This window comes from Mesorhizobium sp. WSM4310 (assembly GCF_007003935.1).
Taxonomy (GTDB): domain Bacteria; phylum Pseudomonadota; class Alphaproteobacteria; order Rhizobiales; family Rhizobiaceae; genus Mesorhizobium.
On the sequence record NZ_VFTA01000007.1, the window covers coordinates 34,369 to 60,105 of the forward strand.

The following is a 25,737-nucleotide window of genomic DNA, read 5'->3' on the forward strand; positions in this document are numbered from 1 at the left end:
TTGTCCGGGACCGGGCGATACCAGTCCAGCACAAACGACCGCCAATCACAGGCTTGCCGCTTGTTCAGGCGAACTCCATGATCACTGCGTCCACAGCGAGACTGTCGCCGGGCTTGGCGTTGAGTTTCGACACGATGAGATCGCGCTCGGCGCGCAGCACGTTTTCCATCTTCATCGCCTCGACTACGGCCAAGGTCTCGCCGGCCTTGACCTCCTGGCCCTCGGTGACAGCGATCGACACGACGAGGCCGGGCATAGGGCAGAGCAGCAGTTTCGACGTGTCCGGCGCCACCTTCTCCGGCATCAGCCGTTCCAGCTCGGCGATGCGCGGCAGCATGGCGCGCGCGGTCACCGACATGCCTTTCCAGGCGATGCGAAGACCGTTGGCGACAGGCCGGATCTGGGCGACAACGGAGCGCTTGCCGACCGTGCCGCGCCAGATCAGGTCGCCCGGCCGCCAGTCGGATGAAACGGTCAGCGCCTTGCCGCCGTCGATCGACAGGTCGATCTCCATCGGAATGGAGATCATGCCTTCGAGGATGGACGCCTGGAGATATTCGCCGCCGAGCTTCACCACCCAATCGCGCTTGAGTACGCCCAAATGCGGCGCCAGCCGCCCACCCAGCCGGTCGAGCCGGTCGCGTCGCAGCAGTTCCACCGCGGTCACGATGGAGGCCAGCACCGCCTTTTCTTCGCTGTTCGGCACGATGGGCGCAAAACCGTCGGGATATTCCTCTGCTATGAAGCCGGTCGATATCGCCCCTTCCCGCCAGCGCGGATGCTGCATCAGCGCCGCCAGGAACGGAATGTTGTGCTCGATGCCGTCCACCACAAAACTGTCGAGCGCTTCCGACATGGCGTCGATCGCTTCGATGCGCGTCGGCGCCCAGGTGCACAATTTGGCGAGCATCGGGTCATAGAACATCGAAATCTCGGAGCCTTCGGTGACGCCGGTGTCGTTGCGGATGACGACATCGCCGAATTGCCCTTCCTCCGGCGGCCGGTAGCGCGTCAGCCGGCCGATCGACGGCAGGAAATTGCGATAGGGATCCTCTGCATAGAGCCGGCTTTCCACCGCCCAGCCATTCAGCTTGATGTCGCTTTGCTTCAAAGCGAGCTTCTCGCCGGCGGCGACCCGGATCATCTGCTCGACCAGATCGATGCCGGTGACGAGCTCCGTCACGGGGTGCTCGACTTGCAATCGTGTATTCATTTCAAGGAAATAGAAGTTCTTGTCCTTGTCGACGATGAACTCGACCGTGCCGGCGCTCTGATAGTCGACGGCCCTGGCCAGCGCCACCGACTGCTCGCCCATGGCCTTGCGCGTCTTGGCGTCGAGGAATGGCGACGGCGCCTCTTCCGCGACCTTCTGGTTGCGGCGCTGGATCGAGCATTCGCGCTCGCCGAGATAGAGCGCATTGCCATGCGCGTCGGCCAGCACCTGGATCTCGATATGGCGCGGATCGACGACGAATTTTTCGATGAACACGCGGTCGTCGCCGAACGAGCTCTTGGCCTCCGAGCGCGCCCGGTCGAAGCCGTCGCGCACTTCCGACTGGTTCCAGGCAATGCGCATGCCCTTGCCGCCGCCGCCGGCCGAGGCCTTGATCATCACGGGATAACCGATCTCGCCGGCGATCTTCTCGGCATGGTCGGCATTCTCGATGACGCCGAGCCAGCCCGGGACCGTCGAAACCTTGGCGGCATTGGCGAATTTCTTCGATTCGATCTTGTCGCCCATCGCCTTGATCGCCTTGGGCTTCGGGCCGATGAAGACGATGCCTTCCTTCTCCAGCGCTTCGCAGAAGGCGGCCCGTTCAGACAGGAAGCCATAGCCGGGATGCACGGCCTGAGCCCCGGTTTCCTTGCAGGCGGCGATGATCTTTTCAGGGACAAGATAACTTTGCGCGGCGGGCGAAGGCCCGATATGCACCGCCTCGTCGGCCATCTCGACATGCACGGCATCGCGATCGGCATCGGAATAGACCGCGACCGTGGCAATCCCCATCATGCGCGCCGTCTTGATGACGCGACAGGCGATCTCGCCACGGTTGGCGATCAGGATTTTCGTGAACATGCTGAGGTCGTTCCCCTCCGGTCGGTCGTTCCTTTTATGACCTGTGCTTGCGGGGTCAAGCCGACCATGCAAATCACTGCCTTTCAATCGATTTGCGATTCCAATTCATCGCTGTGGCCCAGTCTCGGCGCCAGCTTCCAGTTGATCGTGTCGAAAAAACCTGAAACCTTGGAAAAAAATTCGCATTTGGAGGACGCCCTATGAAAACCCGCGCCGCTGTTGCCGTCGCCGCCGGAAAGCCGCTGGAGATCATGGAGGTCGACCTCGACGGTCCGCGCGAAGGCGAGGTGCTGGTCGAGATCAAGGCGACCGGCATCTGCCACACCGACGAGTTCACTTTGTCGGGCGCCGATCCCGAAGGCCTGTTCCCGGCCATTCTCGGCCATGAGGGCGCTGGCGTGGTGGTCGATGTCGGCAAGGGCGTCACCTCGGTCAAGAAGGGCGACCATGTCATCCCGCTCTATACGCCCGAATGCCGGCAGTGCCCGTCCTGCCTGTCGAGAAAGACCAATCTGTGCACTGCCATCCGCGCCACGCAGGGCCAGGGCCTGATGCCCGACGGCTCGTCGCGCTTTTCGATCGGCAAGGACAAGATTTTCCACTATATGGGCTGCTCGACCTTCTCGAATTTCACCGTGCTGCCCGAGATCGCGCTGGCCAAGGTCAATCCCGACGCCCCCTTCGACAAGATCTGCTACATCGGCTGCGGGGTGACCACCGGCATCGGTGCGGTCATCAACACCGCCAAGGTCGAGCAAGGCGCCACCGCCGTGGTCTTCGGCCTCGGCGGCATTGGCCTCAACGTCATCCAGGGCCTGAAGCTTGCCGGCGCCGACATGATCATCGGCGTCGACCTCAACAACGACAAGAAGGAATGGGGCGAGCGGTTCGGCATGACGCATTTCGTCAATCCGAAGGAGATCGACGGCGACATCGTCCCGCACCTCGTCAACATGACCAAGCGCGGCGCCGACCAGATCGGCGGCGCCGACTACACGTTCGACTGCACCGGCAACACCAAGGTGATGCGCCAGGCGCTGGAAGCCTCGCACCGCGGCTGGGGCAAGTCGGTCATCATCGGCGTCGCCGGCGCCGGCCAGGAAATCTCGACGCGGCCGTTCCAGTTGGTTACCGGCCGCACCTGGATGGGCACCGCCTTCGGCGGCGCGCGCGGCCGCACCGACGTGCCGCGCATCGTCGACTGGTACATGGACGGCAAGATACAGATCGATCCTATGATCACCCATTTGCTGAAGCTGGAAGACATCAACAAGGGGTTCGACCTCATGCATGAGGGCAAGTCGATCCGCAGCGTCGTCGTTTACTGAAGCAAGCCACACGCCGCCGACCGACCGGCCTGCGACCTCTGTGGTTCACAACTGGGAGGAGAAAAGAATGGCGGAGAAACTGCATCCGAAAATCGACAATGGCCTGCCCAAGGAGAGCGCGAGCTTTGCCGGCGGCACGCTGGTCTGCGCTTGCACCAGCAAGCCGGTCAAGGTGAAGGTCAAGGGCCAGATCGCCCACAACCACGCCTGCGGCTGCACCAAATGCTGGAAGCCGGAAGGCGCTATATTCTCGGTGGTTGCCGTCGCCGGCACGGGCGACGTCACCGTCAGCGAGAACGGCGACAAGCTGAAAGTGGTCGACCCCTCGGCGCTGATCCAGCGCCATGCCTGCACCGGCTGCAGTGTCCATATGCACGGCCCGGTCGAGCGCGACCATCCGTTCAAGGGCCTGACCTTCATCCACCCCGAGCGCTTCGTCGAGGATGGCTGGTCGCCGCCGGGCTTCACCGCCTTCGTCTCGTCGATCATCGAATCCGGCGTCGATCCAAAGCGGATGGACGGTATTCGCGCGCAGCTAAGGACAATCGGGCTCGAACCATATGACTGTCTCAACCCCGGCCTGATGGACTATATCGCTACCTGGACGGCAAAGAAGTCTGGCGCCTTGCCGGCCTGAACGCTGCAGGATTTCAGGCAGGGGCCGGACATGCTTCCGGCCCCTGTCCGTTTCGGAGAAACAATGTCCGCACCCGCCATCTACGTCGACGCCGATGCGTGCCCGGTCAAGGCCGAGGTCGAGAAAGTCGCCGAGCGCCTCGGCGTCGTCGTCACCTACGTCTCCAATGGCGGCTTGCGGCCCTCGCGCGATCCGATGATCCGCAATGTCGTGGTCTCCAAGGGCGCGGACGCCGCCGACGACTGGATCGTCGAGAACGCCAGATCCAACGATGTCGTGGTGACGGCAGACATTCCGCTTGCCGCCCGCGCGGTGGCGCTAGGCGCCCATGTGCTCGGGCCTACGGGGCGGCCGTTTACGCCCGAAACCATCGGCATGGCGGTGGCCATGCGCGACCTCAAGCAGCATCTGCGCGAGACCGGCGAGAGCAAGGGTTACAACGCCTCCTTCGCGCCACAGGACCGCTCGCGGTTCCTCGGCGAACTCGACCGCATCTTGCGGCGCGCGCTGAAATCCGCCACACCCGGCTAGAAACCGAGCGCGAGGGTGGAGACGTCATGGCCACCGAAACCCCGATCCAGGGACCCATGCAGCGCCATATGCTGTTCGCAATGTCGGCGTGTTTCGGCGCGCTCGCGCTCCTTGTGGCGTTGCTGCTGCACGCCCCGCTCGCCTACTCGATCGGCGCCAATGCCTTTTTCGCCGCCTACGTCATTCTTGTCGTCAGCCAGATGCCCAAATTCACCGGCAAATATCTGAGCAAGAATGCGCGCGCCACCGACCAGCCGGTGCTGGTCATCTTCGCAGTGACGCTCGTCGTCGTTGTCGTCGCCGTTGTCTCGTTGTTCCTGCTTATCAATCAGAAGAACAGAGGCAATTCCGTCGAGCTTGGTTTCGCGCTGCTGTCGATCCCGCTTGGCTGGTTCACCATCCATGCCATGGCCGCACTTCATTATGCGCATGTCTACTGGATGGACGGCGATGCGGTGGAGGCCGAAACCAATAAGAAAATCCCGGTCGGCGGATTGCTGTTCCCAGGCGACAAACGGCCGGAAGGCTGGGATTTCCTCTATTTCTCGGCGGTCATCGGCATGACCGCGCAAACCGCCGACACCAACATATCGACCACGCATATGCGCTGTGTCGTGCTTGTTCACTCGATCCTGTCGTTTTTCTTCAACACCGTCATCGTCGCCGCGGCCGTCAATCTCGCCGTCAGCCTGGGTGCTCCGTAATAAATCCGTGATCGGGTGAAACATCGGTTTGGATCGCGACGTATCAGGAGGACAATGAACGCGCAGGCCACGCCGCGAGGCCGGGAGACGAGACAAGATGGAATCCGTTGCCAGAAGCCAATCCGCCACCGGACCGGACGCTCCCGTGTCGAGTGACAGCACGCTGATCTACCGGCAGTCGCGCTGGACGCGGCTGACGCACTGGATCTGGGCCATTTCGCTGTTCTTCATGCTGCTTTCCGGCCTGCAGATCTTCAACGCCCGGCCGCAGCTCTATATCGGCAAGCAATCCGGCTTCGGCTACAACAACACCATCTTCGAAATCGGTGCCGAAAACACGAGCGCCGGGCCGCGCGGCTACACCGCAATCTTCGGGCATCGCTTCGACACGACAGGCGTGCTCGGCTGGTCGGGTCCGCCGGGCAACGAGACGGCGCGCGGCTTCCCGTCCTGGGCGACCATTCCATCCTATTATGACCTCGGCACCGCCCGCGTCGTGCATTTCTTCTTCGCCTGGATCCTGACGACCACCTTGATCGTCTGGCTGGTCGCCAGCCTGGTCAACGGCCATATCAGGCGCGACCTCGCCCCGCGCCTCGACGACCTCAAGCGCCTGCCGCGGGACATAGTCGACCACGCCAAGCTGAAATTCCATCACACGCGCGAATACAACACGCTGCAGAAGATGGCTTATGGCGGCGTGCTGTTCGTGCTGTTGCCGCTGATGATCATCACCGGCCTTGCCATGTCGCCCAGCATGAATTCGGTGCTGCCCTTCCTCAACGAGGTGCTCGGCGGCCGGCAGACGGCGCGCACCATCCATTTCACCGTCATGCTGCTGCTGGTCGGTTTCTTCATCATCCACATTCTGATGATCCTGGCCGCCGGCCCGATCAACGAACTGCGCTCGATCATCACCGGCTGGTACCGCACCGACCCTCCCGCGCATGACGACGAGACGACCGAGAGGAGTGCCTGACATGGCCAAGTTTGAGATCAGCCGCCGGAAATTCCTGACCGCCGCCAGCCTTGGCGGCTCCGGCATCATGCTGTCGGGCTGCGACGCCTTCGACGGCCAGTTGAGCATTGGCGGCGGCCTGCGCAGTTTCCTCGAAAACGCCAATGGCCTGACGTATCGCGCGCAACGCCTGCTTGCCGGCCGTGACGCGCTGGCACCGGAATTCACCGAGGCCGATATCCGCCAGGCGCAGCGGCCGAACGGCGTTACCGCCCCCGACGATGACACCTACAAGGGTCTGCTCGCCAACAATTTCGCCGACTGGCGATTGGAGGTGTCGGGTCTAGTCGAGAAACCGCTGTCGCTCAGCCGCGAGCAACTCCAGAACATGCCGAGCCGCACCCAGATCACCCGCCACGACTGCGTCGAGGGCTGGAGTTGCATCGCCAAATGGACCGGCACGCCGTTGTCGCTGGTGCTCGACCAGGCGGTGGTCAAGCCGCAGGCGCGCTACGTCATGTTCCATTGCCTCGACACGATCGACCGCAGCCTGTCCGGCGACATCAAATATTATGGCACGATCGACCTGATTGACGCCCGCCACCCGCAGACGATCCTCGCCTATGGCCTGAACGGCAAGGCTTTACCCGTCGAGAACGGAGCGCCGCTGCGCGTCCGCGTCGAACGCCAGCTCGGCTACAAGATGCCGAAATACCTCTACAAGATCGAGCTGGTCGACGGCTTTGCCAATGTCGGCGGCGGCCGCGGCGGCTATTGGGAAGACAATGGCTACGATTGGTATGGCGGGATTTGATGACCATCCGCATGCAGGCCGAGCACGATCTGACGCCGATCGAGCTAAGTTCGCTCGAGGAACGCCTCCACACCGACAACCGGCGCGCGACAGGCTGCGCCGATGACCGGGGACTGGCTTTCGTTATTCGTGACGGTGCAGGGCATGCGATCGGCGTTGCCGCCGGCTACTCTTGGGCGAGAACGTCCGAGCTGACATTGATGTGGATTGACGAGGCCTATCGCGGTCGCGGCTATGCAACGCAGTTGCTCAGCGCTTTTGTGGCTGAGGCAACCGTTCGAGGAGTCAGGAGAATTTGGGTCTCCAGCCACGACTTCCAGGCGCCGGGCCTTTACGAGAAGGCTGGCTTCCGGCGCATCGCCGAACTGGCGCAATGGCCCGAAGGCCACTCCAACATCATCCTTTGTAAAACGACAGCAGCGGACGGTGCACTTTAGGCAACCTTCTCAAGCAGCGGCCTCAGCGCCGGATGGATCTCCGGCGAGGCATGCTTGATCAAGGTCAGCAGCGCGCGCTCGTTTTCGTACAGGGGCCTGTCCACGCCGATGTGCTCGATCAGCCATTTGGCTTCGCCGGCATCGATCGTCTCGGCGCGGCGAGCCAGGGCCTCGGCCGCCCTGTTCTTCGCCTCCCACTCGGCCTCGATGTCATCAGGGGACCGATAGGCCTCGATGATGCCGGCAAGGCCGCCGGACACCATGCGGCTGAAGAAGCCGCCGATTTCAGGATCGGCGTGTTCGAGGAAGCTTTCCTGCCGCAGCGCCACATCGCGGGTCGGCGCCTCATAGCCGGCCGAACACATGACGAAATTGGCGATCGCCTTGACGAAAAGGTCGTTCCACGAAGGATCGTTCTTGGCCTGGGCGGTCTGCTCGTTGATCCTGAACAGCAGCTCGGCCTCGCCGCGGGTGATGGCGATGTTGCCGTCGCCGCCATGGGCATGCAGGATGCGGCGCAGCAGCTCGACTTCCGCCTTGGCGATCAGTCCGGGCACCAGCGCGCCGCCCAGCATCAGCGGCCCCTTGCCGTCGATGACGGCATGGGCGACCTGCTCCAGCGCATAGACGCAAAGCTTGCTCGGCGTGGATCTCGCCTTTTCCAGTACATGGACCAGCAATTCGAGTTCGGTGCGGCTGTCGACCATGCCGTCGCGCGAGATGGTGCGGACCAGCCAGTCGGCATTGTCCTGCGAGATATAGCCGGACGGCTTTTCCTGATGAACGATGTAGTCGGTCACCGCCTCGACGAAGAACGGTGCCCATTCCGCGCATTTGTCCTGGGCCGTTTGGTCGAGAGCAAACAGCGCCTCGGCCTCGCCACGGGTCACCACGCCATCGGCGAACACGTCGCGGCGCAGCATCACCACATCCTCCGGGGCAATGCGATTCTTCGAGGTCAGCCCCGCCACCGGCGCGCTCATGATCAATTCGCCCATTGTCGTCCCCGTCCGCCCCAAAGCGTTACCTCGGCCTGCTATATCAGGAGTGTCTTGAAAAACCGGCAAACGGCGTGGTTAGCGAAGACTTGTCGGTAACATGTCGCTGGGAGGTGACAAGGTGTCGCCGACGGGCTATGGATGGCGCGTCGAGGGCTCGGGATTCTGAGTCCTACCTGTTTGCGGGAGAGAGCAGCGAGAGCTGCCGCCGAAGGGGAAATCGCCCGAAATCTCTCAGGCAAAAGAACCGTAGACGGGAAAGACACTCTGGAAAGTCGGGGCTTGCCCCCGCGCCGAAGGTGTAAGCGCCGCTGACAGAGTTCCGGTTGCGCGAGTCTCTCAGGCTTCAGACAGAGGGGCACGGACTGGTCGCCATTCGCGGCCGATTGCGTGCGACTCTGGAGACGACATGACGGGCGACGACTCAAAACACCTTCCCCTCGAAGATATCCACACAGCCGCCGGTGCGCGCTTCGGCGCCTTTGCCGGCTGGTCGATGCCGCTGACCTATCCGGCCGGCGTCATGAAGGAGCACCTGCACACCCGCGAGCACGCCGGTCTCTTCGATATCTCGCACATGAAACTGTTCGAGGTCAGCGGGCCACAAGCGGTTGCACTACTCAACCGCGCTTGCCCCCTGGATGCCGGCGCGCTCGAAATCTCGCAGTCGAAACTGTCCTTCTTCCTCAATGAGGCCGGCGGCATCCTTGACGACCTGATCGTCACCCGGCTCGGCGATACCAGATTCATGGTGGTCGCCAATGCCGGCAACGCCGTCGCCGACGAAAAGCATCTGCGTGAGCTCGCCGCGAATTTCGATGTGAAGGTCGAGCCGCTCGACCGCGTCTTCCTGGCCATCCAGGGACCCGAGGCCTGGGCAGTGCTGTCGCGCGCCGGCATCGAGACCGGTTCGCTGCTGTTCATGCACGGGGTCGAGCCGCGGAAAGACTGGTTCATGAGCCGGTCTGGCTATACCGGCGAGGACGGTTTCGAGATCGGGCTGCCGGAGGCCGACGCGCGGGATCTCGTAGCCAAACTGCTTGGCGATGAGCGCGTGCTGTGGATCGGCCTTGCCGCCCGCGACAGCCTGCGGCTTGAGGCCGGGCTTTGCCTGCATGGCCAGGACATCACGCCCGAGACCGACCCGGCCGCGGCGGCGCTGATGTGGGCGATCCCCAGGGATATCCGCGCTTCCGGCGCCTTTATCGGCGCCGACGCCTTGCGTGCCGCCGTCGAACGCGGCCCGGCACAAAAGCGCGTCGGGCTGAAGCCGGAAGGCCGCCAGCCGGTGCGCGCCGGTGCCGCTCTGTTCGACGCCGATGGCAATCCCGCCGGCCATGTCACATCGGGCGGCTTCGGCCCCTCGTCCGGCCATCCGGTCGCCATAGGCTATGTCGCCACGGCGCTGGCAAAGCCCGGCACGCGCGTGTTCGCCGAGGTACGCGGCACGAAGATCCCCGTCGATATCAGTTCCCTGCCCTTCACCCCTCATCGCTACCGCAAAGGATGAATTTTATGGCAACGACCTATTTCACATCGGATCACGAATGGCTCCGCGTCGACGGCGGTATCGCCACCGTCGGCATCACCGACTACGCGCAGGAGCAGCTCGGCGACCTCGTCTTCGTAGAACTGCCGGAAACGGGCAAGAAGCTGACCAAGGGCGACACCGCCGTCGTGGTCGAATCCGTCAAGGCGGCCTCCGACGTCTACGCACCGGTCGACGGCGAGATCACCGAGGCCAACGGCACGCTGTCTTCCGACCCGTCGCTGGTCAACTCGGCGGCAACCGGCGCCGGCTGGCTGTGGAAGATGAAGCTTGCCGACGAAAGTCAGCTCGCCGGCCTCATGGATGAGGCCGCCTACAAAGCCCATATCGCTTGAAATCAGGACACAGAGATGAAGACCGCAGCACTTACCCCCTTCTCGGCCCGCCATATCGGTCCTGGCGTCAACGATGTCAGGGCCATGCTTGCCGTTATCGGCGTTCCCTCCGTCGAGACGCTGATCAGCCAGGCCGTACCGCAGTCGATTCGCCTCGACCTGCCGCTGACCTTGCCCGCGCCGGCCAGCGAGGCCGAAGCGCTGGCCGAATTGTCGGCCATCATGGCGAAGAACACGGTGCTGAAAAGCTTCATCGGCGCCGGCTATCACGGCGTCCACGTGCCGCCAGTCATCCAGCGCAATCTGTTCGAGAATCCGGCCTGGTACACGGCCTACACGCCCTATCAGGCCGAGATCAGCCAGGGCCGGCTCGAAATGCTGTTCAATTTCCAGACACTGGTCACCGAACTGACCGGACTGCCGGTGGCGTCTGCCTCGCTGCTGGACGAGGCAACCGCTGTTGCCGAAGCGGTCGGCATTGCGCTGCGCCACCACCGCGACAAGCGCACCAAGGTGGCGTTCGCCGGCACGCCGCATCCGCAGACGCTGGATGTGGTGCGCACCCGCGCCGAACCGCTCGGCATCGAGATCGACGGCGAGACGATCGACGACAACACCGCTGCCTTGCTCGTCTCCTGGCCCGACACCCTTGGCGTCTATGGCGACCATAAGGCGGCGATCGACAAGGCCCGCGCCGCTGGCGCGCTGGTCGTCTTCATCGCCGATCCGCTTGGCCTGACGCTCACCGAAGCGCCGGCGAAGCTCGGTGCCGACATAGCCGTCGGCCCGATGCAGCGCTTTGGCGTGCCGATGGGCTTTGGCGGCCCGCACGCCGCTTACTGCGCCGTCTCCGATAAACTGACGCGCCTGATGCCCGGCCGCCTCGTCGGCCAGTCGACCGACAGCAAGGGCCGGCCCGGATACCGCCTGGCGCTGCAGACGCGCGAACAGCATATCCGCCGCGACAAGGCGACCTCCAACATCTGCACCGCGCAGGCGCTGCTCGCCAACATGGCGACGGCCTATGCCATCTGGCACGGCCCCGCCGGGCTGCAGGCGATCGCCGGACGTATCCACGCTCTGGCCAACCGCCTGGCGAGCGGCCTCAAGGCGGCGGGCGTTTCGGTGCTCGGCGCCAGCCGCTTCGACACGGTGACGGTTGAGGCGAAAGGCAAGGCCGCGCAAATCGCCGAAGCCGTCGAGAAGACCGGCCGGCTGCTGCGCGTCCTCGACGCCGACCATGTCGGCATCGCCTTCGACGAGACTTCGACAGATGCCGATCTCGATGCGATCGCTTCCCTGTTCGGCGCCAAGGCTGCCCCTTCTGCCGACAGCACCGTTCCCGGCAAGCCGCGTGGAAACGAGTTTCTGACCCAGCCGGTCTTCAACGAGAACAAGTCGGAGACCGACATGATGCGCCTGCTGCGCCGGTTGGCCGACAGGGATCTGGCGCTCGACCGCTCCATGATTCCGCTCGGATCCTGCACCATGAAGCTCAACGCGGCGGCCGAAATGATGCCGGTGAGCTGGCCAAGCATCGCCAATCTGCATCCCTTCGCACCGGCCAGCCATTCGGCCGGCTATCGCGCCATGATCGGCGAGCTGGAAGGCTGGCTATCCGAAATCACCGGCTTCGACGCGGTCAGCCTGCAGCCCAATGCCGGCAGCCAGGGCGAATATGCCGGCCTGCTCGCCATCCGCGCCTATCACCGCTCGCGCGGCGAAGGCCATCGCACGGTCTGCCTGATCCCCTCCTCTGCGCATGGCACCAATCCGGCGAGCGCGGCAATGGCCGGCATGAGCGTCGTCGTCGTGCGCTGCCTGGAAGACGGCAATATCGACATGGACGATATGCGGGCCAAGGCCAACGAGCATTCCAAAAATCTCGCCGCGCTGATGTTCACCTATCCCTCGACGCATGGCGTCTATGAAGAAGGCGCCCGCCATCTCTGCGCCCTCATCCACGAGCATGGCGGCCAGGTCTATTTCGACGGCGCCAACCTCAACGCGCTGGTCGCGCTCGCCCGGCCCGCCGACATCGGCGCCGATGTCTGCCATATGAACCTGCACAAGACCTTCTGCATCCCGCATGGCGGCGGCGGCCCCGGCGTCGGCCCGATCGGCGTCAAGGCGCATCTGAAGCCCTATCTGCCGGGCCATGTCACCGAAGGCTCGGCGCATGCCGTGTCGGCGGCCCCCTTCGGCAGCGCTTCCATCCTGCCGATCACCTGGATGTATATCCGCATGATGGGCGCCGCCGGACTGAAGCAGGCGACGGAGACCGCCATCATCTCGGCCAACTATGTGGCGACACGGCTCGCGCCGCACTTCCCGCTGCTCTACAAGGGCCGGCACGATCGCATCGCGCATGAATGCATCCTCGACACCCGCGTACTCAAGGAGAGCGCAGGCATCAGCGTCGACGACATTGCCAAACGCCTGATCGACTACGGCTTTCACGCGCCGACCATGTCGTTTCCGGTCGCCGGCACGCTGATGGTCGAGCCGACGGAATCAGAGCCGAAGCGCGAACTCGACCGTTTCTGCGAGGCGATGATCGCCATTGCCGGCGAAGCCGCGAAAGTCGCCAGGGGCGACTGGCCGTTGGCCGACAACCCGCTGGTCAACGCGCCGCACACCGCCGCCGAGACGCTGGCCGGCCAGTGGACCCACCCCTACTCGCGCCTGGAAGCAGCCTATCCCGCCGGCGACGCCGATACGGCGGCCAAGTACTGGCCGCCGGTGTCGCGCATCGACAATGTCGCCGGCGACCGCAATCTGGTCTGCTCCTGCCCGCCGCTGTCGGATTATCTGGGAGCGGCTGAGTAGCAGTCCTACGCAGAGCGCAAGGCCGGCTTGACCGGTTCGGCCTTGCCCATTCTTTTGCGGCTGATGACGCAGTTTCGGCCGGCGCGCTTGGCCGCGTAGAGCGCGGCGTCCGCCTCGGCCAGCACCTCGTCGAGGCTGCTGCCGTCGGCGCCGCCAAAGCCGATGCCGCCGCTGACCGTGCTGCGCAGCGGACCGAGCGCGGTAGGAACGATTTCGGTGCCGAAGGCCACGCCGATCCTGCTGGCGAGATCATGGGCCCGCTCTTCCGTCATCCGCGACATGACGATGGCGAACTCCTCGCCGCCCAGGCGAAAGGCGTCGACGCCGGTCCTGGCATATTTCCGGATGACGGTGGCGAAGCGGCACAGCACCTGGTCCCCGACCGGGTGACCATAGATGTCGTTCGTCCTCTTGAAATGATCGAGGTCGAACATGACGACCGCCATGAACGGACCGAACGGCCGCTCGCCGTGGAGGGACATCAACCCGCGACGGTTCATCAGCCCGGTCAATGGATCGGTCATCGTCTCGGCCTTCAGCTCGATCTGCGCCTGCAGATGGTGCAGCGAGAGCGTCAAGGCACCCAGGCCCGTCATGCAAGCCACCGCCACGACGGAATTCAGACGTTCGGCCCAGTTGTCGGGCGCCGCCCCGAGCGCCCATTGCCCCTTGGCCATCAGAACCACACCGCAAAGGGCAAACGACACCGCGCAGGTGCCGCTCAGGAAGGAAACCACCAGCAGGATCCGGCGATCGTGGCTGCCATTGACCCAGAACATGGCTCCGATCGTCGCCAGCAGCACGGTCACCGTCGTGTAGGTGACAATGAAGCCGACACCGTCAAGACCGAGAAAGGTGAAGGCCGCGCAGACCGCCATGGCGGCAAGTGTCGGCACGATCGCACGCCTGTGGTCCGGCATGCCGAGATACTGCATGGCCGAAAGGCAGATGATCAGGAAGCCCAGGCTGAGCAGCGCCAGCGCTATCTGGCAAAGCAGAGGATCGGGTTCCTTGGTGTAGCGCCAGAACAGGATCACATGCGCGACAAGCACGATAATGCCGCACGCCACCGTAAACACGAAACGCGCCCGCGGCGCGGTGAGCCAGATGGCAAACATGGTGACGGCCAGGCATGTGCCCGACAGCGCGGCCGCGAGCAGGAGCGAACTGAAATCCAGCATATCGGGCGGGAGCCTCTCCAGCGTCGGCGGTTACGCCGCATTCTAGGTCAGCGGCAGCCCTCGAACATGGTTTTCAGCCGGCCTTTCGACCCAAGCTGCGGTTAGGGTTTACAAAGCGTCGACAGTGCCTGGCCGGAAATCGGACCCTTGGCCGGCGCGAGGATCGAACGCGCATCAGCCCTTGTTCAGCAAAGCGAGATTGGCGTTGACGACCGTCGGGTCGGCCAAGCCGGCCTTCGCCTCGAGCAGCAGCGCCCTGGCCTTCTTCTTGTTGCCGCGCAGCAGTTGCGAATAGCCCATATTGTTGACGATCTGCGGTTTGCGGCCTGCGACCTTCAGGAGTTGGCCATAGGCGCGGTCGGCGAAGTCGAAGCGGCCGAGCTCGTCATAGGAGGCGGCCAGCCCCATCCAGGCCTCCGCATTGTCGGCCTTCAGCTCGACGGCCTTGCGGAAATGCTGTTCGGCGAGACCATAATTGGCGTCGCGAAACTGCGCCTTGCCCTGCGCCAGGTCGGATGTGTCGACATCCTTCGCCGCCGGCTGGATCGCGGTCGTCTTGGTCGTGTCGACGTTGTTGTTCGTCGTACACCCGGTGATAACAAGGACGGCCGCCATCGTGGCCACCGCCGCAAATTGTGTCTGACGCATGCCCTGCCCCGTCGCCCGATTTGCCGGGTCGTTCTTCAGGTAAAGACTTTAGAGCAAATCGATTAAGCTTCGGTGCAGAAATGCAGCTAAGATTTGGGTTCCGCAATACCAGCCATTAACCACTGGGCCCCAACGCCTCAGGCGGACGCAGGAGGTTCTCTCACGGCGGATCGATGGCCTTGAGCGCCGCCGGAACTGGATAGCGGCTGCCGTCATAGCGCAGGCGGTGGGTCCGGCTCACCGACTTGCCGGGGTGGGACTGGCACTCGCCATCCTTGTCGGGCAACGGCTCGTCGGTATCCTGCCGCTCGACCGCGATGATGTCATGATAGCCGCGATGGATCGTCGGGCTCATCGCCAGGCTGACCTGGCTGGAATGAAAGGACCCCGCGCAACTGGCGTCGCCTTCGCCGCCATAGCCGGCTACGGCAAGCCCGTCGAGCACCGCACGTAGCGCGTTGCCTGATATGGCGTAGAGCCGCAGGTCGGTTTCGTTGAAGGGATTGGGCTGTGAATGATTGGCCATGTCGATGCGCAGGCCGAAGGCCGTGACACCGGGCGCCAGCCCATAGCGGGCGGTATCGAATTCGATGCCCCGGATGGCGACGGCATCGTCGTTCATCAGCCTGGGCTGGAGCAGTCGCTGGCGTACCTGCAGGGTCTTCCTGTCGACGACCAGAAGCTCGATGTCGCCGACATGCTGGCCGTCGACGGATTGGGCGCTGTCGATCAGCGGCACCGCGGCCAGCAGAAGATCGTCATGGGCGGGCCAGACCTTGCAGACCAGGCCCGGAATACCGTCCTGAGGAACCGCGAGCGGGATGCTGGTATGCGGTTCGAGCGTGAAAGAGCGGCCGTCGGCGCTCTTTTGAAGCTTGGGATAAGCCTGCCGCAACAGTGCGGCGGCATCGCCGCAATCGTCGGCGGCGGCCAGGGCGGGCCACAGGCTGGCGGCGAGAGCGGCGGCACATAACAGTATTCGCATGGGATCCTCATGTTGAAGGGCCGAGTTCGGGCTGTCGGCCCAGCTTGGCATTAACCCCCGCAAGCCGCCATGTGCCAGGCTGGCCGCTGAACATCGATGTCGCCTAGTGGCTGCCCGTCATCTTGACGATGATCGGGATGACAGCGATCATCAGTACAACGGGCAGGATGCACACCGTCACCGGTATCGACATCTTGGCCGGCAAGGCATGTGCCTTTTCCTCGGCCAGCGACATGCGCTTGTGGCGCATTTCGTCGGAGAAGACGCGCAGCGCGCCCGACAGGCTGGTGCCGAGTTCCTTCGACTGCTGCAGCAGCGTGGCGAAGGAGCGAACCTCGTCCAGGCTGAGGCGGTCGGCGAGCGCCTTCAGCGCATCGTCGAGGCTGCGCCCTGCCCTCAGTTCCAGCGACACAAGCTGCAAATTCTGGCTGAGCGCCGGATAGGTCTTGGCGAGTTCCTTCGAGACGCGCTCGATACCGGCTTCCATGCTCATGCCGGCATCCGAACAGACGATCATCAGATCCATGAAGTCGGGAAAGCCGTTGCGGTACTCGCGCATCTTCTCCCGCACCTGCTGGGTCAGCACCAGGCCGGGCAGGAAATAGCCTGCCACGCCCGACAGGATGACGAAAGCCCAGCGGCTGGTCATCGTCGCTTCGGCGCTGGCCAGCCACTGGTTGAGGACAAAGGCGCCGATCGCGCCGCCGACCAGCGCCGAGAACCGTATGATGAAGAACGTGCCGACGGCGCGCGGCTCCATGTAGCCGGCCTGGATCAGCTTCATGCGCAACCGGGCGACATTTTCCGGATCGCTCTTGGCGTAGAATTCCTGCGCCCGCTTCACCGCCTTTTCGCGCACGACATTGGCGTTCTTCTTCTGCAGCGGCTCGGGCTTCGCGGCTACGGCGCCATGGTCGACCTTGAGCCGGCGCTTGACGTCGTTGCGGTCGCCCTTCGCCGCCACCATCGGCCAGGCGACGGCGACACTGCCCAAGGCCAGAAGTAGGATCGCCACCGGCATCAGGGAGGTCGGTGCGAGCGAGGCGAGGAATTCGATGAAGCCCTGCATGTCAGAACCTGAAATTCGACATCTTGAACATCATCAGATTGCCCAGCATCAGCCAGGTCACCGATCCGCCGATCAGGTACCAGGTTTTCGGCTCGTCCCAGACATCACGGTAGAAGCCCGGCATCAGCGCCATGATCGCGGCAAACAGCAGCGCCGGTATCGCCGTCAGGATGTAGGCCGACATGCGGCCTTCGGTCGAGATGGCGCGCACCTTGCGGCGAAGCTTGCCGCGCTCGCGGATCGTCAGCGCCAGGCCGTCAAGAATTTCGCGCAGATTGCCGCCCGAACTGGACTGGATGGACACGGCGGTGATGAACAGCGGCAGATCCTCATGGCCGACCCTGTCGAACAGCGAATTCAACGCCGAGACCAGGTCGGAACCATAGGTCACCTCATCGGCGATGACGCCGAACTCGGTACCGATCGGATCGGGCATTTCGCGCGACACCATGGCGATGGCCACCGGCACGGGGTGACCGGCCTTGAGGCCGCGCGTGATCAGCTCCAGTGCCTCGGGCAGCTGCATGCCAAAGCGCTTGAGCCGACGCTTGCGCTTGGAGCGCATCACCATCACCGGCACCAGCGGCATCAGCACGACGAACAGGAGAAGCCCCATCAGCAGCGGCAAGCCATGCCAGATGGCGACCAGGGCCACGGCCATCGCCACGCCCGAGGTGATCATCAGGAATTTCGACAGCGGCATGATCATGCCCGACTGCGTGCGCAGCGCGCGGAACCGGTCCGGCGAGAACAGCGAGGTGCCGGCGTCGAGGCCGCGCTCCTTGCGCAGTTGGATCAGCACCTGCTCCTGGCTGATCTTGCTTTCCTGCAGCTTCATGCGCCGGTTGATGGCGGTGCGTTTGTCGCTGCGTCCGGCATAGAGGAGATAGCAGGCCTCGGCGATCATGATGCCGGTAAGTGCAGCCCCGGCATAGACGACATAGATTGCGCTCAGCCCGTCGAACACCTGGCTACTCCTGCGGCCGGCCGGGTTCGAAGTACCGTCCGGGAAACTCGATGCCCATGGCGCGCAGATCCTCAAGGAAGCGCGGCCGGATGCCGGTCGCCTCGAAATAGCCGAGGATGCCGCCATCGGCATCCATGCCGGTGCGTACGAAGCGGAAGATCTCCTGCATCTGGATGACGTCGCCTTCCATGCCGGTCACTTCGGCGACGCTCGTCACCTTGCGCTTGCCGTCGGAAAGCCGGGTCAGCTGCACGATGATGTCGATGGCGCTGGCGATCTGGCTGCGGATCGACTGCACCGTCATCGGCATGCCGGTCATGCCCAGCATCTGCTCGAGGCGCGAAATGGCATCGCGCGGCGTGTTGGCGTGGATCGTCGCCATCGACCCTTCATGGCCGGTGTTCATCGCCTGCAGCATGTCGAAGGCCTCCTCGCCACGGCACTCGCCGAGGATGACGCGGTCGGGGCGCATGCGCAGCGCGTTCTTGACGAGATCGCGCTGCTTGAGTTCACCATGGCCCTCGATGTTGGCGGGGCGCGTCTCCATGCGCGCGACATGCGGCTGCTGGAGCTGAAGTTCGGCCGCATCCTCGATGGTTATCAACCGCTCGTCTTCGGGAATGAAGGCCGACAGCGCGTTGAGCATCGTCGTCTTGCCGGTGCCGGTGCCGCCCGAAATGATCGTCGTCTTGCGGGCGTGGACGGCCGCCGCCAGCACCTCGGCCATGTTCTGGGTGATGGCGCCGAATTCGACGAGCTTGTGCAGGCCGAGCTTGTTCTTGGAGAATTTGCGGATCGACACCAGCGGCCCGTCGACGCCCACCGGGCGGATGGCCGCGTTGAAGCGCGAGCCGTCCAGCATGCGGGCATCGACCATCGGCTGCGATTCGTCGACGCGGCGGCCAACCGCAGCGACGATTTTGTTAATAATTCTAAGCAGATGCGCCTCATCCTTGAACGGGATATGGACCTGCTGCAGCTTGCCCTTCTTTTCGATGAAGCAGTTCTGGTGGCCGTTGATCAGGATGTCATTGATGTCGGGATCCTTGAGCAAGGGCTCGAGCGGACCAAGGCCGACCATCTCGTCGACGATATCGTCGACCAGCGCTTCGAGTTCGGCGGTGTTGATCGCCATCCGCTCCTGGCGGGTTTTTTCCGAAACGAAATCATGCACCTGACGGCGCATCTCCTCCTTGGGCAAGCGCTCCAGCGCCACCAGGTTGATTTCCTCGAGCAGCATGCGATGAATGCGCACGCGTGCATCGAGCACCTTGTTGGCGTTCTTTGCCGGCGCGACATCGGGCTTTGCCGGCAAAGCCTTCCGGCTGGTCGGGATGACGACCGCATGATGCGCGACCGGCGTCGACTCCGCCGGGCGCTGCGGACGCGCATCGCGGTTCTGCAGGGTGGAAAAACGGCTGGTCATCCGGCCTTCCTCTTCAAGAAGCCCTTGCCGAGACCGAACAGCGACTTCGATTTGGTTCCGGTCGCGACCGCCTCCTCCGGCAGGATGATCTTCTTCAGATCGTTGACGACATTGGCATTGGGATCGATCTCGTGCAGCGGCACGCCGCGGTCGACCGCCTCGCGCACCAGCCGGTAATTGTTGGCGATGCCGCCGACGAAATGCTCGCCAAGGATCTCCTGGACATCCGCCTGCTTGATGCCGTTGTCGAACATCTTCTGCTCGAAACGGTTGACGATGACATTCGGCTTCACTTCCTTGCCGGCGGTCTCATAGACCGCCTGGATCAGCCTTTGCGTGTGGCGCAGGCACGGCACCGTCATTTCGGCGACGATATAGAGCTTGTTGGATCCAAGCAGCACGGTCTCCGTCCAGGGAAACCACGTGCGCGGCATGTCGATGACGACATTGTCGAAATAGGCCGAGACGAGGTCCAGCATGCGCACCACGACGTCGGTCTTGAACGAGCGCATCTCCGCCGGATGCGTCGGTGCGGCCAAAACGCAAAGCCCGCTGGCATGCTTGGACAGCATCACGTCGAGCAATTGCCGGTCGAGGCGTTCGGGCTGGTTTTCGATCTCGGTGATGTCGAAACGCGGCTCGAGGTCGAGATATTCGGCACAGGCGCCCTGCTGGAAATTGAGGTCGACCACGCAGGTCGAGGCGCCGCGCGTCACCGAGTGATGCAGCTGGAACGCAGTCTGCAGCGCCAGCGTCGTGGTGCCGACGCCGCCGGCGGCCGGCATGAAGGTGTAGATCTGCGACTCGGTGTTTTCCTCACGCCCCGGCCCTTGCAGGGCCCGCACCACCGAGCGCACCAGATCGGCCGTGGTGATCGGCTTGACCAGGAAGTCCGCGACCTTGAGCTGCACCAGGATGCGGACGGCGGCGGCGTTGAACTCCTGGGTGACCACGACCACCGGCGCCTTGCCCTCCAGCCGGCGCATGACGCGCTGCAGCGACTCGACCTCCTCCAGTCTCGCCGCGTCCATGTCGACGATGATGGCGCCGAAGTCCGCTTCTTGGATCTCGCCGCGCAGTTCGGTGACATTCTTTTCCACTGTCGAGAGCTGGATGATCTCGGAGGCGGCGAATGCGGTCCGCGTGTCCTGCACGAAGGTCCTGTCCGTCGATACGAGCAGGATCTTCTTGGTCTTGATGCCGTTTGCCATTTTTGTCAGCCTGTGAGCGCGATCGCCCTTTGGGGTCAGTTGCCCGTGGTCTGTTGCGAAGCCTTCGTAGCGGCGGCCTGATCCGGCGTGACCGGCACGGCGTCGCCGCGCTTGGCAGGCACGAGAAGCCTTGTGTTCTGGACGCCGTACTTCCAGGGATCGACCATCTGCATGACGGTGTTGGCGGCCTGGGCGTCGCCGGAGCCCGGCGTCACCCCTTCGGTGCGTATGTAATCGTCGCTGGTGCAGCCGCCGGCCAAGCCGGCAAGAAGCAAGGCGACACTCGATTTCAAGGCCACACGCATGGCTTCAGTCCTTCGGCAGGTCGAGGAAGTGCCCGACCGTGGTGGCGGGAGCGGTCCGTGCGGCGCTGCCATCGGCCAGTGCCAGCGCCCGGCCAGTGTCCGACGCCTTCACCTCCTCGGTGTTGTTGAGGAAATAGTCGACATTGCTGGCCGGCCGCGTGCCGTCGGTCGGCTCGACCATTTTCTTCGACGGATCGACCGGCTTGACCAGGTAGGGCGTGACGATGATGACCAGATCGGTCTCGCGCCGCTGATAGGATTTCGACGAGAACAGCGCCCCGAGCACCGGCATCTTTCCGAGGCCGGGAATGCGCGACGTGGTGATGTCGTTTTGCGACTGCAGCAGTCCGGCGATCATGAAGCTCTGGCCGTTCTTGAGATCGACCGAGGTCCTGGCGCGGCGCACGATGAATCCCGGCACCGAGATGGTGCCGATGTTGTAGGAGGACGACGCATCGATCGAGGAGACTTCCGGCGCGATGTCGAGGCTGACCAGCCCATCCTTGAGGACGGTCGGCGTAAAGTCCAAGCTGACGCCGTATTTCTTGTAGCTGACGGAGATCTTGCCGTTGTCTTCAGAGACCGGGATCGGGAATTCGCCGCCGGCCAGGAAGCTCGCCGTGTCGCCCGAGCGGGCGATCAGGTTCGGTTCGGCCAGCCGGCGGGCGAGGCCGCGCTCTTCCAAGGCCTTGATGGCGATGTCGATCGACACGCCGTTCGATAGCAGCCGGCCGATGATTTCACCGGTTCCGGCCGTCGGCACGGTTCCTGGGTCGAGCGAAACATCGCGCCCGCCGAAACCGTAGGCGAAATTGGCAGCGTATTTGGCACCCAGATCCTGCCCCGCCTGGCGGTTGATCTCGACGAAGCGTACGTTGAGCTGAACCTGCTGCGACGACGAGATGTTGACCGAGTTGATCACTTCCTCGGTGCCGGAAAAGCGCGTTGCGATCTTGTTCGCCTTTTCGGCGGCGACCGCATCATCCGCCTCGCCCGATAGCACGACACGGCCATTGGCCGAGCCGACCTTGATCTTGGCGTCCGGCACGCTGGCGCGGATGGTGCTGGCCAGTTGATCCGTGTCGAGCGTCACTTCGATGTCGACGGTGCCGACGAGCTGCTTCTTCTCGTCGAACAGCGCAATGCCGGTTGTGCCGAGATTGTTGCCGAGCACATAGAAGGATTTGTCGGTCAGCGGATTGACGTTGGCGATCTCAGGATCGCCGATGACGATCTGGTAGAAGGCGGCACTCGTCACGATCGTCTTGGGCTTGCCCTTGGCGACCTTGATCGACGCATTCTTGGTCGCCGAGACATAGACGATGTCATTGTCCGCCTTGGCCAGGCCGGGCAAGGCGAGCATTCCGCCGGCAACCAGCGCAGCAGCCATCGCCAAGGCGCGCGCAAAGCGCGATCGGTCCATCATTCGATATAGGGTACGCATCAACATTGCCCTGTCCCGTCCGGTCCCCACCGGCTTTTACTTCTGGTCCCGCTCAGGAACCTGATATTCCTCGGCCTTCGTGCCGCGCGTCACGATGACCGTCTTGAATTTCGGCTTCTCCGGCTCCTTGGTCACTGCGTCGAACAGCGAGCCGGCCGCGGCCTGAGCCTTGGCCGCCACCGATCCGCCAAAGGACGAGATGGTGGTGACGCCGTTCTTGCCGTCGCCGCCTTCGCTGGCGGAGCGCAGCGACAGCGACAGCGTGCCGACGGTGCGGGCAAGCGCCACTTTCTGCGCGCCTTCGGTCGTCACTTCGATGGTCACGGAATTCGTGATCTGCGGCGTCGTCTGGCGCTCGTCGGCACCCTGGCCGACACTCAGCACCTTGGCGTCGGCAACGACGATCTCGGAGGTGACGGTCGAACCGGCCGCGCCTTGCGCGTTTTTGGCGACTTCCTGGATTTCGCCGGCATCGCGCGTCAGCACCACATCGACGCGGTCGCCCGGCGTGACGAAGCCGCCGACACCGGCGATCTCGTCGGTGCGGATGGTCACCGCCCGCATTCCGGGCGTCAGCATGTTGGAGAGCGTGGCGCGGCCGTTCGGCCCCGACAGCTTGGTCAGCAGCACCGGTTCGTTGACCTCGATCGGCGACAGCACGATGCGATTGCCCTCGCCGAGCAATCCGTCGATGGTGGCAAAGGCGCCTTGCGGCAGCGAATCCTGCGGCCACGGGATCTCGATCAGCTTGGCGCGGTCGAGCTCCTGGCCGTAGCGCAGCGGCGCTTTCGCCACCACGATGGTCTTGAATTCGATCCTGGGCGGGGCGGGAGCGGCGATCGACGCCGTCTTCTCTTCGGCATCGGCCTTGGCCTGGCTCTTGACCCAGAAATCCGCGGCAAAGATCGAGATCGCGCCGAAAACGGCGGCGATGCCGATCATCGTTATGGCCTTGCCCCTCACGCCGAAACCCCTGATGCCCGTCGTTTCTTGTTTTGTTGGGGCTCACGCTAGGCGGGTTTGTTAAAGAAACAGGAATTTTGAAAGGCGGCATTCGACCTATTTCCGCCCGCTTGGTTATCGAATGGTTTTAGGATAAGACGGGTCAAATCCCCGAACGTAACAGGAACCTCCGTCGCTTGGCGCTGAAAAGCGTGGCAGTATCGACGGGTGATTCGCAGCACCGGACCCCTATGGCAGGCATGGACGACAATAACGATCTCTTCGGCAATATGGACAAGCAGCCGCAGCCGGTTCGGACAACGGCGCGCCCGGCCGACCCGCTTGTGCAGGCAGCAGCCAAGCGCCCGGCCGCAACCAAGGATGGCAGCGAGGGCTATAGCGCCGCCGACATCGAGGTGCTGGAAGGCCTGGAGCCGGTGCGCCGCCGGCCAGGCATGTATATTGGCGGCACCGACGACAAGGCGATGCACCATCTGTTCGCCGAGGTCATCGACAATTCGATGGATGAGGCGGTTGCCGGCCATGCCACCTTCATCGATGTCGAGCTTTCGGCCGACGGGTTTCTGACCGTTACCGACAATGGCCGCGGCATCCCGGTCGATCCGCATCCGAAATTCAAGAAGCCGGCGCTCGAAGTCATCATGACGACGCTGCATTCGGGCGGCAAGTTCGACTCCAAGGTCTATGAAACCTCCGGCGGCCTGCACGGCGTCGGCGTTTCCGTCGTAAACGCGCTGTCGGATCATCTCGAGGTCGAGGTCGCGCGTGGCCGCCAGCTCTATCGCCAACGCTTTTCGCGCGGCATTCCGGTAAGCGGCCTGGAGCAGCTTGGCGAGGTCCACAACCGGCGCGGAACGAAAATCCGCTTCCATCCTGACGAGCAGATCTTCGGCAAGGGCGCGGCCTTCGAACCGGCGCGGCTCTACCGCATGACGCGCTCGAAAGCCTATCTGTTCGGCGGCGTCGAAATCCGCTGGACCTGCGATCCCTCGCTGATCAAGGAAAAGGACCAGACGCCGGCCAAGGCGGAGTTCCATTTCCCTGGCGGCCTGAAGGACTATCTCAAGGCTTCGCTCGGCGACGACTTCCAGGTGACGCGGGAAATTTTCGCGGGAAAAAGCGAAAAGCAAGGCGGCCATGGCTCGCTCGAATGGGCGGTGACCTGGTTCGGCGGCGACGGCTTCATCAATTCCTACTGCAACACCATCCCGACCGGCGAAGGCGGCACTCACGAGGCCGGCTTCCGCAATGTGCTGACCCGAGGCTTGCGCGCCTATGCCGATCTCGTCGGCAACAAGCGCGCCTCGATCGTCACCTCGGAAGACGTCATGATCTCGGCGGCCGGCATGCTGTCCGTGTTCATCCGCGAACCCGAATTCGTCGGCCAAACCAAGGACAGGCTGGCGACGATCGAGGCAATTCGAATTGTCGAGACCGCGATCCGCGATCCGTTCGACCATTGGCTGGCCGACAATCCGCAGGAAGCCTCGAAACTGCTGGAATGGGTGATCGCGCGCGCCGACGAGCGGGTGCGCCGGCGCCAGGAAAAGGAAGTGTCGCGCAAGAGTGCGGTGCGCAAATTGCGCCTGCCGGGCAAGCTCGCCGACTGCACGCAGAACGCGGCGGCCGGTGCCGAACTGTTCATCGTCGAAGGTGATTCCGCCGGCGGCTCGGCCAAGCAGGCGCGCGACCGCGCCAGCCAGGCAGTACTGCCATTGCGCGGAAAAATCCTCAACGTGGCCAGCGCCGGCAATGACAAGCTGGCCGCCAACCAGCAGATATCGGACCTGATCCAGGCGCTCGGCTGCGGCACGCGATCAAAGTACCGCGACGAGGATTTGCGCTACGACCGCGTCATCATCATGACCGACGCCGACGTCGACGGCGCCCATATCGCTTCGCTGCTGATCACCTTCTTCTACCAGGAAATGCCCGCGCTGGTGCGTGGCGGCCATCTCTATCTGGCGGTGCCGCCGCTTTACTCGATCCGGCAAGGCGGCAAGGTCGCCTACGCCCGCGACGACGCACACAAGGACGAGCTCCTGCGCACCGAATTCACCGGGCGCGGCAAGGTCGAACTTGGCCGCTTCAAGGGCCTGGGCGAGATGATGGCCTCGCAGCTCAAGGAGACCACAATGGATCCGAGGAAGCGCACGCTTCTGCGGGTCGATGTGATCGACGCCGAGGCAGCGACGAAGGACGCAGTCGACGCTCTGATGGGCACCAAGCCGGAAGCCCGCTTCCGCTTTATCCAGGAACGTGCCGAATTCGCCGAGACGGAAGTGCTGGATATCTAGCCGCTGGCCAGTTTAGCTTGCGCTTCCGATAAGGAGACCGGCAT

At 63.6% G+C, this 25,737-nt stretch carries 23 protein-coding genes and 1 riboswitch; of the genes, 11 read left to right on the forward strand and 12 right to left on the reverse strand.

Annotation, left to right across the window (positions count from 1 at the left end; genetic code table 11):
• Nucleotides 1–64: 64 nt before the first annotated feature.
• Nucleotides 65–2,077: an acetyl/propionyl/methylcrotonyl-CoA carboxylase subunit alpha gene (locus FJV80_RS10160; protein ID WP_142876285.1), complete on the reverse strand. Its 2,013-nt coding sequence runs from the start codon at nt 2,075–2,077 to the stop codon at nt 65–67.
• A 200-nt stretch (nt 2,078–2,277) separates the two neighbouring features.
• Here FJV80_RS10160 and FJV80_RS10165 point away from each other — a divergent pair, with 200 nt between their 5' ends.
• From FJV80_RS10165 to FJV80_RS10195, 7 genes are all read left to right on the forward strand, one after another.
• Nucleotides 2,278–3,405, forward strand: coding sequence for an S-(hydroxymethyl)glutathione dehydrogenase/class III alcohol dehydrogenase (locus FJV80_RS10165; RefSeq protein ID WP_095790078.1), 1,128 nt, complete (start codon nt 2,278–2,280; stop codon nt 3,403–3,405).
• Between the two features lie 67 nt (nt 3,406–3,472).
• Nucleotides 3,473–4,042: an S-(hydroxymethyl)glutathione synthase gene (gene gfa, locus FJV80_RS10170; protein ID WP_142876286.1), complete on the forward strand. Its 570-nt coding sequence runs from the start codon at nt 3,473–3,475 to the stop codon at nt 4,040–4,042.
• Between the two features lie 63 nt (nt 4,043–4,105).
• Nucleotides 4,106–4,573: a YaiI/YqxD family protein gene (locus FJV80_RS10175; RefSeq protein ID WP_095772779.1), complete on the forward strand. Its 468-nt coding sequence runs from the start codon at nt 4,106–4,108 to the stop codon at nt 4,571–4,573.
• Nucleotides 4,574–4,599: 26 nt separating this feature from the next.
• Complete coding sequence (locus tag FJV80_RS10180; protein ID WP_095772780.1) at nt 4,600–5,277, forward strand: DUF1345 domain-containing protein; 678 nt, start codon at nt 4,600–4,602, stop codon at nt 5,275–5,277.
• A gap of 97 nt (nt 5,278–5,374) precedes the next feature.
• The gene (locus FJV80_RS10185) at nt 5,375–6,256 is read left to right on the forward strand and encodes a cytochrome b/b6 domain-containing protein (RefSeq protein ID WP_095772781.1); all 882 of its coding nucleotides are present in this window, start codon (nt 5,375–5,377) and stop codon (nt 6,254–6,256) included.
• 1 nt (nt 6,257) lies between these two features.
• A complete protein-coding gene (locus FJV80_RS10190) occupies nt 6,258–7,049 on the forward strand; it encodes a molybdopterin-binding protein (protein WP_142876287.1) in 792 nt (263 codons plus the stop codon).
• Nucleotides 7,049–7,486: a GNAT family N-acetyltransferase gene (locus FJV80_RS10195; protein ID WP_142876288.1), complete on the forward strand. Its 438-nt coding sequence runs from the start codon at nt 7,049–7,051 to the stop codon at nt 7,484–7,486. The genes FJV80_RS10190 and FJV80_RS10195 overlap by 1 nt, the downstream gene beginning before the upstream one ends.
• On the opposite strand, the gene FJV80_RS10200 is transcribed toward FJV80_RS10195, so the two are convergent.
• A complete protein-coding gene (locus FJV80_RS10200; protein WP_142876289.1) occupies nt 7,483–8,484 on the reverse strand; it encodes a hypothetical protein in 1,002 nt (333 codons plus the stop codon). The two genes, FJV80_RS10195 and FJV80_RS10200, sit on opposite strands and share 4 nt — an antisense overlap.
• Nucleotides 8,485–8,657: 173 nt before the next feature.
• A riboswitch (glycine riboswitch) is annotated at nt 8,658–8,744 on the forward strand.
• A 149-nt stretch (nt 8,745–8,893) separates the two neighbouring features.
• Between FJV80_RS10200 and gcvT the strand changes: the two genes are divergently transcribed.
• From gcvT to gcvP, 3 genes are read left to right on the forward strand one after another with little or no spacing between them, the layout of a single operon-like run.
• Nucleotides 8,894–9,994, forward strand: a complete 1,101-nt coding sequence (gene gcvT, locus FJV80_RS10205) for a glycine cleavage system aminomethyltransferase GcvT (protein WP_142876290.1) — start codon at nt 8,894–8,896, stop codon at nt 9,992–9,994.
• A 5-nt stretch (nt 9,995–9,999) separates the two neighbouring features.
• Entirely contained in the window at nt 10,000–10,368 is a 369-nt protein-coding gene (gcvH, locus tag FJV80_RS10210; RefSeq protein WP_095773081.1) for a glycine cleavage system protein GcvH, read from the forward strand.
• Between the two features lie 15 nt (nt 10,369–10,383).
• On the forward strand, nt 10,384–13,197 hold the full coding sequence (gene gcvP / locus FJV80_RS10215) for an aminomethyl-transferring glycine dehydrogenase (protein ID WP_142876291.1): 2,814 nt from the start codon (nt 10,384–10,386) through the stop codon (nt 13,195–13,197).
• A 5-nt stretch (nt 13,198–13,202) separates the two neighbouring features.
• Here gcvP and FJV80_RS10220 read toward each other — a convergent pair whose 3' ends face one another.
• The 10 genes from FJV80_RS10220 to cpaB form a co-directional block, all read right to left on the reverse strand.
• Nucleotides 13,203–14,378: a GGDEF domain-containing protein gene (locus FJV80_RS10220; protein ID WP_095772787.1), complete on the reverse strand. Its 1,176-nt coding sequence runs from the start codon at nt 14,376–14,378 to the stop codon at nt 13,203–13,205.
• A gap of 174 nt (nt 14,379–14,552) precedes the next feature.
• Complete coding sequence (locus tag FJV80_RS10225) at nt 14,553–15,026, reverse strand: hypothetical protein (protein WP_142876292.1); 474 nt, start codon at nt 15,024–15,026, stop codon at nt 14,553–14,555.
• Between the two features lie 160 nt (nt 15,027–15,186).
• Nucleotides 15,187–16,011 (reverse strand): hypothetical protein, encoded by an 825-nt coding sequence (locus tag FJV80_RS10230; RefSeq protein WP_142876293.1) that lies wholly within the window; start codon nt 16,009–16,011, stop codon nt 15,187–15,189.
• A gap of 103 nt (nt 16,012–16,114) precedes the next feature.
• On the reverse strand, nt 16,115–17,080 hold the full coding sequence (locus FJV80_RS10235; protein WP_095772789.1) for a type II secretion system F family protein: 966 nt from the start codon (nt 17,078–17,080) through the stop codon (nt 16,115–16,117).
• A gap of 1 nt (nt 17,081) precedes the next feature.
• Nucleotides 17,082–18,047, reverse strand: a complete 966-nt coding sequence (locus tag FJV80_RS10240; protein ID WP_095790065.1) for a type II secretion system F family protein — start codon at nt 18,045–18,047, stop codon at nt 17,082–17,084.
• A 4-nt stretch (nt 18,048–18,051) separates the two neighbouring features.
• Nucleotides 18,052–19,473 (reverse strand): CpaF family protein, encoded by a 1,422-nt coding sequence (locus tag FJV80_RS10245; RefSeq protein WP_095772791.1) that lies wholly within the window; start codon nt 19,471–19,473, stop codon nt 18,052–18,054.
• Nucleotides 19,470–20,684, reverse strand: a complete 1,215-nt coding sequence (locus tag FJV80_RS10250) for a response regulator/pilus assembly protein (RefSeq protein WP_142876294.1) — start codon at nt 20,682–20,684, stop codon at nt 19,470–19,472. Before FJV80_RS10250 ends, FJV80_RS10245 begins: the two co-directional genes overlap by 4 nt.
• Nucleotides 20,685–20,719: 35 nt before the next feature.
• On the reverse strand, nt 20,720–20,989 hold the full coding sequence (locus FJV80_RS10255; protein WP_095772793.1) for a hypothetical protein: 270 nt from the start codon (nt 20,987–20,989) through the stop codon (nt 20,720–20,722).
• A gap of 4 nt (nt 20,990–20,993) precedes the next feature.
• The gene (locus FJV80_RS10260) at nt 20,994–22,379 is read right to left on the reverse strand and encodes a type II and III secretion system protein family protein (RefSeq protein WP_246688940.1); all 1,386 of its coding nucleotides are present in this window, start codon (nt 22,377–22,379) and stop codon (nt 20,994–20,996) included.
• A gap of 90 nt (nt 22,380–22,469) precedes the next feature.
• Complete coding sequence (gene cpaB / locus FJV80_RS10265; RefSeq protein ID WP_246688941.1) at nt 22,470–23,396, reverse strand: Flp pilus assembly protein CpaB; 927 nt, start codon at nt 23,394–23,396, stop codon at nt 22,470–22,472.
• A gap of 239 nt (nt 23,397–23,635) precedes the next feature.
• On the opposite strand from cpaB, the gene parE reads away from it, so the two are divergent.
• Nucleotides 23,636–25,693 carry a DNA topoisomerase IV subunit B gene (parE, locus tag FJV80_RS10270; protein ID WP_095790101.1) on the forward strand — a complete coding sequence of 686 codons (2,058 nt, stop codon included), beginning with the start codon at nt 23,636–23,638 and terminating at the stop codon, nt 25,691–25,693.
• Nucleotides 25,694–25,737 lie beyond the last annotated feature (44 nt).